Annotated in this window: 5 protein-coding genes; all 5 read left to right on the top strand. The window is 55.4% G+C overall.

Going from position 1 to position 11,477, the window contains the following annotated elements:
• The first annotated feature begins 4 nt into the window (after positions 1-4).
• The 5 genes from NB063_RS08255 (at position 5) to NB063_RS08275 (ending at position 11,376) form a co-directional block, all read left to right on the top strand.
• Entirely contained in the window at positions 5-2,866 is a 2,862-nt protein-coding gene (locus NB063_RS08255) for a helicase-related protein (protein WP_250928291.1), read from the top strand.
• Positions 2,867-2,928: 62 nt separating this feature from the next.
• On the top strand, positions 2,929-7,641 hold the full coding sequence (locus tag NB063_RS08260; RefSeq protein WP_250928292.1) for an Eco57I restriction-modification methylase domain-containing protein: 4,713 nt from the start codon (positions 2,929-2,931) through the stop codon (positions 7,639-7,641).
• A complete protein-coding gene (locus tag NB063_RS08265) occupies positions 7,616-9,583 on the top strand; it encodes a hypothetical protein (protein ID WP_250928293.1) in 1,968 nt (655 codons plus the stop codon). Before NB063_RS08260 ends, NB063_RS08265 begins: the two co-directional genes overlap by 26 nt.
• Positions 9,584-9,633: 50 nt before the next feature.
• Positions 9,634-10,296, top strand: a complete 663-nt coding sequence (locus tag NB063_RS08270) for a response regulator (protein WP_250928294.1) — start codon at positions 9,634-9,636, stop codon at positions 10,294-10,296.
• 15 nt (positions 10,297-10,311) lie between these two features.
• Positions 10,312-11,376, top strand: a complete 1,065-nt coding sequence (locus NB063_RS08275; RefSeq protein ID WP_250928295.1) for a sensor histidine kinase — start codon at positions 10,312-10,314, stop codon at positions 11,374-11,376.
• Positions 11,377-11,477 lie beyond the last annotated feature (101 nt).

Below are 11,477 nucleotides of genomic sequence, written 5' to 3' on the forward strand. Positions count from 1 at the left end.
CACCATGTCGACTGCAACCGAACCCCAACCGCACTTCACCCCCGGCACGCTTGTGAAAGCTCGTGGCCGTGATTGGGTCGTCCTGCCCGATTCCACGGACGAGATCTTGATGGTCCGTCCGATCGGCGGACTCGACGATGAGGTCGTCGGAATTTGCCGCGCGATCGAGAATGTCACCTCCGGCGAATTTGATCCCCCCGACCCCAACCAGCCCGGCGACTTCAACTCATGCCGGCTGCTTCGCGATGCCGCCCGGATCGCCACCCGCAGCGCCGCCGGACCGTTCCGTAGCTTTGGAAAAATCGCTGTCGAACCTCGGCCCTACCAACTCGTGCCGTTGTTGATGGCCATGCGTTTGGATCCCGTCCGAATGCTGATCGCCGATGACGTTGGGATTGGCAAAACCGTCGAAGCATCGTTGATCGCCAAAGAGATGATCGAGCGCGGCGAAATCACCCGCATGGCCGTGCTGTGCCCGCCGCACTTGGCCGAGCAATGGCAAAAGGAACTCCGCGAAAAATTCCACATCGACGCCGAACTCGTACTCAGCAGCACCGTCCAGCGACTCGAACGTGGTTTGCGTGCTGGCGAATCTCTGTTCCGGCACTATCCTTTCGTGATCGTCTCGACCGACTTCGTCAAATCCACGCGTCACCGTCACGATTTCGTTCGCGAATGTCCCGAATTCGTCATTGTTGACGAAGCCCACACCTGCACCAGCAGCGGCAGGCCCGGTCAGAGTCGGCAAGCTCGCTTTGAGTTGATCAAAGCCATCGCCGACGATCCCGAGCGACACCTCGTCCTGGTCACCGCCACACCGCACTCCGGCAACGAAGACGCCTTCCGTTCGCTCCTTTCACTTGTCGACAAGAAGTTCAGCGACCTGCCGCGAGACTTGGAAGCCGAAAGTAAATCCGCCCTCCGTGTTGAGCTTTCTAAACACTTGGTTCAACGTTTGCGTGGCAACGTGATCGAGATGGATCGCGAAATGAGCACGACGACCTCGTTCCCCGATCGGGAAGACGCCGAAGACAGCTACAAGCTAACCCCCGAGTACAAAGCCCTGTTCCAACGAGTCGTTCGTTTCGCCGGCGAATTGGTCAGCGACGATTCCGGAAATCAGCGCAACCGTCGCGTTCGTTGGTGGTCCGCGTTGGCATTGTTACGAGCGATGGCGTCCAGCCCTGCCGCTGCCGCCGCCACGATGCGCAACCGAGCGATCACGGCCGACGAAAAAGACGAGAAGCAACTTGAGGAAACCGCCAGCCGCACCGTCTTGGACCAAGACGAATCCGATGACAGCTTGGCCGTTGACTTCACGCCCGGAAGCAACCCGTCCGACGATTCCGCCAGCGAAACCAGCCAGCGTCTGAATCGCCTTGCTTTAAGCGCCGAAGAGCTGTTCTACGACCATGACGCAAAGTTCACCAAACTCGTCAAACTACTCAAGAAGCTATTGAAAGAAGGCTACCAACCAATCGTCTTCTGCCGATTCATCGACACCGCCGACTACGTTGCCACCGGTCTACGGGAAAAGATCAAAAAGGTGGATAAAGTCGATGTCGAAATTGCCGCCGTCACCGGCACGCTTCCACCCAAAGAACGTGAAGACCGGATCGCTGAACTGATCGACTTCAAGAAACGAGTCCTCGTTTGCACCGATTGCCTCAGCGAAGGCATCAACTTGCAGCACGGATTCGACGCCGTCATCCACTATGACTTGTCATGGAATCCGACGCGTCACGAACAACGCGAAGGCCGCGTCGACCGGTTTGGGCAAGCCAGCGAAAAGGTTCGTGTCTTGACCTATTTCGGCGTCGACAACCAAATCGACGGCATCGTATTGGACGTGCTGCTTCGTAAACACAAAAAGATCAAAAGCGACCTGGGAATCTCCGTCGCCGTTCCCGGTGGCAGCGACGATGTTGTCAAAGCCCTCTTCGAGGGCATGGAACTCCGCGGCCAGGACACCACGCCCCAGATGTTCTTGCCCGGCATGGATCCGATCAAAGACAAACTGCACACACAGTGGGACGACGCGCGCGAACAAGAAAAGAAATCGCGAGCCCGGTTTGCTCAACTTTCCATTAAAACTGAAGAAGTCCGATCCGAGTTAGCCGCCATCCGCGAAGCCATCGGAGCCGGACCCACGGTCAACCGCTTCCTCCGCGACACGCTGCACTTGGCCGGCGTCCCTGTCGCCAACAAGCCGCTCGATTGCATCGAAGTCACGGTCGACAACGATACTTCCCGTGCCATGCGTCATGCCATCGCCCGCGACCGCTCGTTCGTCGGCCGATTCGATCTGCCCGTCGAAGACGACACGATCTACCTCAGTCGAACGCATCCGATCGTCGAAGGCTTGGCTTCGTACGTTCTCGAAACTGCCCTCGATGAAGTCCAGGCCCAAGGCGAACCACCGCTCGCACGGCGTTGTGGCGTTACCAAGACCAGCGGCGTCACTGAAAAGACATCCGTGATCATCACCCGCTTCCGATACCAGCTTTACGTCAAACGCAAAGGAGCCAGCGATGACGACCCGATGCTGGCAGAGGAAGTCCGCATCGTCGCGTTCACCGGTTCCGCCGACGATCCGCAGTGGGTACCCGACGAGGAAGCACGGGCACTGCTGGACATCTCCCCCAGCGGCAACCTTCCACCGTCTTTAGTCAAACAGCAACTCACGCACTTCATCAGCACTCTTGAAAGTCTGCGGCCGGCGATCGACCGCGTCGCCACGGAGCGTGCCGAAGCCCTCCGCGACGCCCACACACGAATTCGCAAGAGCGTCCGCATGACCGGCCAAATGCGAGTCGAGCCCATGTACCCCGTCGACCTGCTCGGCGCATTCATTCTGCTGCCGTAGCCGACGACCGCATCACGGGCAACAAACATCCAACCAAACGTATCAAAAAGCAATCCGCCACGATGGCCAAATCGAACTCAGCATTCCAAACGATCCGAACCGAGGGAGCCCTTTTCCCGCCCGACATTCTGCAGCGTATCGCTTCACTGAAAGTCAACGGCACGCGGGTGGACGATTACCACCTTCCGCCCGGTTTCAAAGTCAAGGAAGCCATCACCGCATCGTGGACAGCCCTGCGCGCCCACTGGACTAACTTCCAAGAAGCCCGTGCCAATCTCGACGGTGACGACACCGGTACCGCGATCACCAACGACCGTTGGTTACTGCCGCTGTTCAAAGAACTCGACTACGGACGGTTGACCACCGACAAAGCCCCGGTCATTGACGAAAAGACGTATCCAATCGAGCGGTTCTACAACAACACGCCGATTCATTTAATTGGATGCAACCTCGGGCTCGATCGACGGACCAAGGGCGCTCGCGGAGCCGCGACCGCCAGCCCGCACTCGATGATGCAGGAGTTCCTCAACCGCAGCGACGATCACCTGTGGGCGTTCGTCAGCAATGGAACCCATCTCCGCATCCTTCGTGACAACATCTCGCTATCGCGGCAAGCGTTCGTGGAGTTTGATCTTGAAGCGATGATGGAGGGCGAAGTCTATTCCGACTTCGCGCTGTTGTGGTTGCTGTGCCATCAATCCCGCGTCGAAGCCGACCAGCCCGAGCAATGCTGGCTGGAAAAATGGAGCCAACTCGCCCGCGAACAAGGCACGCGGATCCTGAAAGATCTACGGGGCGGCGTTGAAAAGTCCATCGAAGCCCTCGGCCAGGGATTCATCAGTCATCCCCGCAACGACCAGCTTCGCGAAAAGCTGCAGTCGGGCGAACTGACCAAAGACGATTACTACCGCCAACTGCTCCGCATAGTTTACCGGTTGCTATTCCTGTTCGTCGCCGAAGACCGCGAGCTACTGCATCCTTCCGAAGTCAAATCGTCCACCGCCGAACTCTACGACACCTATTACTCCACCCGCCGGCTACGGGAGATGTCACAACGAATCCGCGGCAGCAAGCACGCCGATCTGTGGCACTCACTTTCGCTCGTTTTCGATTCGCTCAGTAAAGACGACGGCTGCCCGCAACTCGGACTCATCGGACTCGGTTCGTTCCTCTGGCGATCCGAAAGCACGGTCGATCTGAACGGTCCAGCCGCCATCGGCCGCGGAGCGATAGCTCACGGTTCCGCCACTGAAAACACCGAGCCAACCGATCCCGTCTACATCTCCAACGACGACCTGCTGCATTCCATCCGAGCACTCGCCTACGTCGAACAAGACCGCGTGCTCCGTAGCGTCGACTACCGCAACCTCGGCAGTGAGGAGCTGGGCAGCGTTTACGAATCGCTTCTCGAGTTGCATCCCCAGATGCACGTCGAAGCCAAAACCTTCTCACTCAACACCGCGGCCGGCAACGAACGCAAAACCACCGGCAGCTACTACACGCCCGACTCCCTCGTGCAGTGCCTCCTCGACTCCGCACTTGAACCCGTCGTCGAACAACGACTCAAGGATGCCAAAACAATCAGCCGCCGGACGTTAGTCCCCGGCTCCCTCCCGGACGACCTGCCCGATTGGATCGACCGCATCCCCGCCGACCGCCGCGACGTCATCACCTCCGGCAACTACACCCAAATCGCAGAGCAAGCGATCCTGGCCCTTACCGTCTGCGATCCCGCTTGCGGCAGTGGTCACTTCCTCATCGCCGCCGCGCACCGGCTCGCCCGTCAGCTCGCCCGCGTTCGCACCGGCGAATCCGAACCCAGCCCCGAAGATCACCAGCACGCGCTGCGAGACATCATTGGCCGCTGCATCTACGGCGTCGACATCAACCCGATGGCCGTTGAGCTATGCAAAGTCAGCCTGTGGATGGAAGCAATCGAACCCGGCAAACCACTCTCGTTCCTCGACCACCACATCCAATGCGGCAACAGTTTGCTCGGTACGACTCCCGAACTGCTCGCCGCCGGCATCCCCAACGATGCGTTCAAACCGATCGAAGGCGACGACAAAGAGGTCTGCAAAGATCTGAAGAAGCGAAATGCACGCGAACGTTCCGACGCTGAACACGGCGGCATCCAACAAGAACTATGGAACCGCGACGACGGCATCAAACTTGGCAACATGGCCGAAACCTTCGCCCGATTGTCCGCTGGTGACGACGATACCGTCGAAGCCATCCGCCAGAAGGAACTCGAGTACGCCAAAGCCGTCCGAGGCGACAAATACAAATACTCGTGTCTCCTAGCCGACCTCTGGTGCGCCGCGTTCCTTTGGAAGAAGGATGAAACCGACCTTGGTCGGTTGTGTCCCACCCAATATTACCTCAAGGAAGTCGAGAAAAACCCGCACAGCATTCCGAAGTTGATGGAAACGGAGGTGCAGCGTCTTGCTCAGCAATACGCGATTTTTCATTGGTATATGGCGTTTCCGGATGTTTTCGTTCTGCCAAACGAGACGGGTAAGGCCGAGAACCACCAAACAGGGTGGAGCCGCGGATTTGATGTAGTGTTGGGCAATCCGCCGTGGGAGCGGGTAGTCTTAAAGGAGAAAGAGTTTTTCGCGGAGCGAAATCAAACAATAGCGGACGCGCGGACTGCTTCACGACGTCGAAAGCTTATAGCCGAACTGCGAGAGTCCGATCCAAAACTGTTCGAGGAGTTCTCGACAGCTACGAGGAAATCGGACGGTGAAAGCCAGTACCTAAGACTGTCTGGTCAGTTTCCATTGTGTGGAGGCGGCCGAGACATCAACTCTGCATTTGTTTTTGCCGAACTACTTTCAAACTTGGTCGCTACGCGAGGACGCAACGGTGTTATCGTCCCGTCTGCGATCGTAACCGATCATGCAGGAAAGCTCTTCTTCAAGGAAGTCGTCGAGTCAGATCGGCTCGTGCATGTTTACGACTTTGAGAACAACAAGCCACTTTTTGCTGGCGTTCACCGCAGTTACAAGTTCGCGCTCCTCTGCATTTCGGGAGCATCTGGAGAATCGGTGGCAGCTGACTTTGCCTTTTTTATGTCAGATGTGAATGAACTGGGAGATGCACTGCGACATTTCCGTTTAAGCGCGTTCGACATCGCTGCAATGAATCCAAACAGTCGCACTTGTCCAGTGTTTCGTCGTTCCACAGATGCAGAGTTGACAAGGCATGTGTATGCAAGGCTTCCGGTGATTACGAACGAAGCTTTGGGGCAAGCAAACGACTGGAAGATCAAAACCCGCCCCGGCTTGTTTCACACAGCCAATGACTCCGCTTTCTTCCACACGGCGGATGGACTTCAGAGGGATGGTTTTGACTCTATTGGTTCAAACTACGAAGATGCCAACAGAGTTATGGTGCCGTTGTACGAATCGAAGATGGTTCATCAGTTTGACCACCGATGGTTGTCGTTCTGCGAGGGCGCGCCCAGTCCAACCCGTGACGAGCCGACAGAATATCCCGTTCCACGCTACTGGGTGCCAGAGAGCGAAGTTAAACGGCGTGCAGAAGGCACACCGGCTCAACTCCTCGTTCGACGGATCACGCGATCCACTGACGAAAGGTCGCTTATCTCGGCACTCATTCCAGAAGCCGGCATATCAGACAGTGCGACACTGCTCGTCACCGATATGAATGACGCCGTACATGTCGTCGGAGTATTCAATAGCTTCGCCATGGACTACTTTGCACGGCAGAAACTTGCTGGTGTAACTCTAAGCCCGTACATACTTCGACAGTTCCCAATACCCTCCCATGATCAACTGAATTCGCTGAAGTTGTTGGCAGGTAACTTGGTCTGGCTTCCAAATCGTGTCCTCGAACTGACGTTCACGGCATGGGACTTGGAAGCGTTTGCGTTGGACTTCGGTTACAAAGGTCCGCCGTTTCGTTGGGATGAGGAGCGTCGATTTCGGCTGCGGTGCGAGTTGGATGCCGCCTACTTCCATCTATATATGGGGGAACCGGAGGAATGGGGAGCCGACAATTCCGAGCTTCGCGCGATGTTCCATACGCCGCGTGATGCGGTCGAGTACATCATGGAGACGTTTCCGATCGTCAAGCGAAAGGACATCGCTCGCACGGAAGTCAAGAACGAAGCGGGCGAAGTCGTCACGCCGGGCACCTACGTCACCAAAGACACCATCCTCGAAATTTACGACGAGATGGCCACCGCGATCGCCACTGGCGTCCCCTACCAAACCCGCCTCGACCCGCCGCCCGGTCCACCCACCGACGAAGCCGGCAACTTCATCCCCATGGCCCAGTGGGACCAAAACAACTGGCCCTCCCACATCCACCCACCGCGCGGGCAAAAGCTGATACGCGAGGACACGATCACCGACATTATGCTGCTGCTGCATCATTGGGATATCGCCGTCCATGTCAGCGCGATCGAACTCGGCGTGTTGTTCATGCGTGACGATCGCTCGCGTCAGATCATCCTTGACGAAAAACCTGTCGCAGACTTGCCGCCAGAAACTGAAAGAGACAGTGACGCGACGCATCTCATCACCCACTTCGATTTGTTGTACTACGAAATGGCCCAGGGCGGGTTGATCGAATCCGTCGGCGAGAACGCCTATCAGATCAAGGACAAGTCCGCGATTGAAGGTCTTAGCGAAGCGTACTTCGACAAGGCTCGCGAGGCAGTCGAAGCGGTGAAGAGGTTTGATAGACCGGAGGAAACCATCGAACGACTACGGAGGGGCAATGTCGCAGTCACTGTTAACGTTTGACGACGAAGACCACGAATTCGAGCCCGCGGCGACGCGGACTGCACCGTCATTCTTCATTCGACGTTTGGTCGTTTTCAATTTAAACGAAGACGAGACTGAGCGAATCCGAGACGTCGAGTTCAAGCTTGGCTTGAACATCATCAACACCGCACCACCCGATCCCGACAAGGACGGTGCGGTCGGCCACGACGTTGGCAAAACGCTACTCACTCGCCTGATCCGATACTGCTTGGGTGAAACCAATTTTGGCAAGAAGCGGACCCGCAACAAGATCGCAGTCGCCCTTCCGGAGTCGTTCGTAGCGTTGGAGTTGACCGTCGGCACCGAGGATTGGACTGTTGTCCGGCCCCTGGGGGCAACCGGCACGTATTCCTACAAAGCGGTGCGCGACAAGCCATGGCAAATGGCGGTCCATGAGCCGTCAGACATGAATCAATCGCAGTTCGCAGACTTGCTGTTCGCGGAAACACTGGGGACCAGCGAACCGAATGAAGCTTTCCAAGTAACGATGCCCAAGGCAGACCGGCCCATCCGTTGGCTCGATCTGCTGGCGTGGCTCAGTCGTGATCAAAACTGCCGTTATCGCCGTCCATTGGAATGGCGAAGCGAGTTTTCCGAATCGAATACCAAGAACCTCAAAGAGGTCGACGCCAGCGTTCTGGTCCGCTGCATGATGGGCTTGCTCGACGAAACTGAACGCAAGCTCATCGTCAAGCATCACAATTTGCTCCGAAAGCAATCCGCCAAAGAGTCCGAAATCAAGCGACTCGAATCATCCACCGATCAAGTTCGCAGTTTCCTGGAACGACGGCTAGGCCTTGATCCCGGCGCAGTCGACACGAATCTGTTCGCATCAACCGCCATAGCGGAACTCCAACGCCAACGTGAAGCCAAGGAAGTCGAAGCCCTGGCACTGGAGCTCGAGCACGAACTTGAGTCGGTTTACCAAACTTGGGATGACGCCAAATCCAAACGAATCCGCAAAGAACGTGATGTCGAGATGCTTGGCGGTGAAATCAAGACCCGCGAGGACCGACTGGTCCAGATCAAAAATCAAACGGACAAAACGATCAAAAAGTCTTTGGCGTTGCGAGCCGATGTCTGTTCCAACTCGATGGAGGATTGCCCGGTCAAGCGAGCAAAATTCCAAAACGATTTTCCTAAACACGCTCGCGATCACGCAAAGGATCAAGTCGAGGAAGAACTCGCCGAATTGAAGCCAAAGCTCGCCGACGTCGAGATCGAATTGAAGTCACTCGAATCAAAGGAGCAGTCCACCAAGGCCTCATACGACAAAGCCAAGCAGGGCCTCGCAGAGGCGGTCAAGTCGATCAACAAGGAAATCGCCAAGATCGACGCCCAAATCGAGGAAGCGGAATCCTTTACAGACGATCGGACGGCATTAGAGAAGGCCACCGACGAATTGGTGCGACTCGAAAGCAAAATTACTCGTTCGCGCGACGTACAAAAGTCTGAACAGAAAGGACTGGCCGAGCGGCACCAGCGACTCAACGCTCATCTGCGGCGAGTCTTCTTTCGACTAACTCAGCAATCCAGCGATGCCCGGTTGCAGCTCAACCTCAACGGCATTCGCATCATTGCGGGCGAGGACGAGAGCGACCCAGGCGAAGCAATGGCATCCGAGACCGCTCTCGCATTCGACTTGGCGTGTCTCTCGGCCAGCATCTGTGGTCTCGGTGTCCATCCTCGTTTCATGATCCACGACAGCCCCCGCGAAGGCGACCTCGAGCCGCACATTTACCACCGCCTGTTCCGATTCATCGCCCGCCTCGAATCCGACCACGGCACCAACCCGATCAATTTTCAATACATCATCGCCACCACAACCCCACCACCCGAAGACCTCGGAACGTCCGCCAGCACCGTGTTAACCCTCGATGCTAGAAAACTGTCCGGGTTGCTATTACTAACCTCGTTTTGATTCAGGCGTCCGCGCCAAAACCAACAGTCCTCTGACAGGGAATCCAATAGATGTGGTCGTTCAAGAAAGAAAAACCAATAGACGAAATGCAGGCCTCAATTCCACGCGAGCAATTAATACGGAATAGCAGGACCGTAATTATTGACGACGAAGAACCTGATCTGAAACAAGATCTTGAGCAAAGGGGATTTGCCGTTACTTGGAGTCCTGATATGGACCAAAACCTTCAGCGCCAGATTGAAGCCGGGCTCTATGATCTTGTGTTGCTCGATTTCGGGGGCGTGGGCAAGGAAATGGGACATGAGGAGGGGCTAGCCATCTTGAGGCACATTAAACGCGTTTGCCCAGGGGTGTCAGTCTTGTCGTATACCTCAAAATCTCTCGATGCGACTCAAGCGGACTTCTACCGCCTCACGGATGGAGTTCTATCGAAAGACACCGGCATCGCCGAGTCTCTCGAAAAGGTCGAGGACGCGCTACGTCAGGCGAATAGCGCCGGCAGCCTGTGGAAGTCATTGCTGGCTCGAATGGACATCAAACCTGGGACCGAACAGGAGGTAGAACTCCAGAAAAAACTCTGGGCATCTGCACGGAATCCCGGCAAACGTGAACGGTTTAACAAGTATCTAAACTCCGTTCTCGACGATGAAAATACACAGAAGGCTGCTGGCGTAATTGCGGGTAAACTTTTGGTCATTCTAGCGTCAGCGTGAGGGAGAAAGCGATCAATGAAGAGTCCTCCTTCCCTTCTGCCAATCGTGAGCTTGAACTCACCAGGCTTTCCAAAGCCGGGCTTGTTCGACACAGATCTTCAATTCTGCGAGCAAAAATATTCGGAATCCAAAGCTTGCGAGCAGCATTATCAAAAACTGAAGAATGTTCGCGACGGTTTGATAGTCCAATGCCCGCATGGTTTTTCATCGTGCGCATTCTCAATCGGAACCTCGCGATTTGCATTGACCTCATTTGTTCCGTTTCCGCGAATAGGAGGTAATCTCGAACGGAAGCTTGGCAAACAGTTTCCGAAAAAGAAGATCGCGAGCTCAGCGTTACCATCCGTTGTCCAGCAGTGCCGAGAGTTCACGAGGCAGGTTGATGAAATCGAAATATTTGTTGCGCGTCAGCAGTCGATGGCATTACATGAAATCCGAAAACTCAATCGCACTGTCAAGCATACGTCGGAGCGATTACATTCGTCATCGACAAGCGATCTGGTAGAAACAAAACGAAAGCTCGAGACAATCTGGAAAACGTCTGAGCTGATGTCGAATCAGTTCGATGTACTGGAACTGATAGCTAATGAGTCGCTCGCGGATCTCCCACTGAATGCTATCTCAGAGCCTTATCGAGTTTTTGACAAACTTGCACACATATACCGATTTTCGGATGACAACCTTGTTATCGAGATGGACTGCGCAAACTTCTACCATCCAAAGATACGAGCTTGCGATAAAACATTCCCAATTCTCGCGTCAGTATTGCTCAGCAATGCAGCAAAGTACTCGACCGATAACACTCCCGTTCGCGTCGAGGTCTACCCGGCTCCCGGTGCTGGGAAAAGATGCGGCATAACCATCTCGAATTTTGCTGAAGACCACGAAAGACTCGATGATCGAATTTTTCAGAAAGGCGAGAGGGTAGCAAGCGATACAGATGGATCAGGAATGGGGCTTTATCTTGCGCAATTGGTTGCGCGGCAGCATGGCGGGTCGATAGAATTCACTAAGACTTCAGTTCGAGAATCGACAGCATTGGTCAATTGCGAGTTCTCCGTCGATTTCCAAATTGTTTAGATTTTCGGAGTAAGCAATATCTGCATTTCCCAAACAGGGAGTGATCAGTCTGATACGCAATTCAGACATGTACAGCCACCGCTTGCTTTTCAGCAAATCGG

Source organism: Aporhodopirellula aestuarii (genome assembly GCF_023701485.1).
GTDB classification, from domain to species: Bacteria; Planctomycetota; Planctomycetia; order Pirellulales; family Pirellulaceae; genus Rhodopirellula; species Rhodopirellula aestuarii.

Excerpts from the sequence above, each read along its gene's own strand:
- NB063_RS08255 (WP_250928291.1), top strand. The coding sequence starts at position 5 with ATGTCGACTGCAACCGAACCCCAACCGCACTTCACCCCCGGCACGCTT.
- NB063_RS08260 (WP_250928292.1), top strand. The coding sequence starts at position 2,929 with ATGGCCAAATCGAACTCAGCATTCCAAACGATCCGAACCGAGGGAGCC.
- NB063_RS08265 (WP_250928293.1), top strand. The coding sequence starts at position 7,616 with ATGTCGCAGTCACTGTTAACGTTTGACGACGAAGACCACGAATTCGAG.
- NB063_RS08270 (WP_250928294.1), top strand. The coding sequence starts at position 9,634 with ATGTGGTCGTTCAAGAAAGAAAAACCAATAGACGAAATGCAGGCCTCA.
- NB063_RS08275 (WP_250928295.1), top strand. The coding sequence starts at position 10,312 with ATGAAGAGTCCTCCTTCCCTTCTGCCAATCGTGAGCTTGAACTCACCA.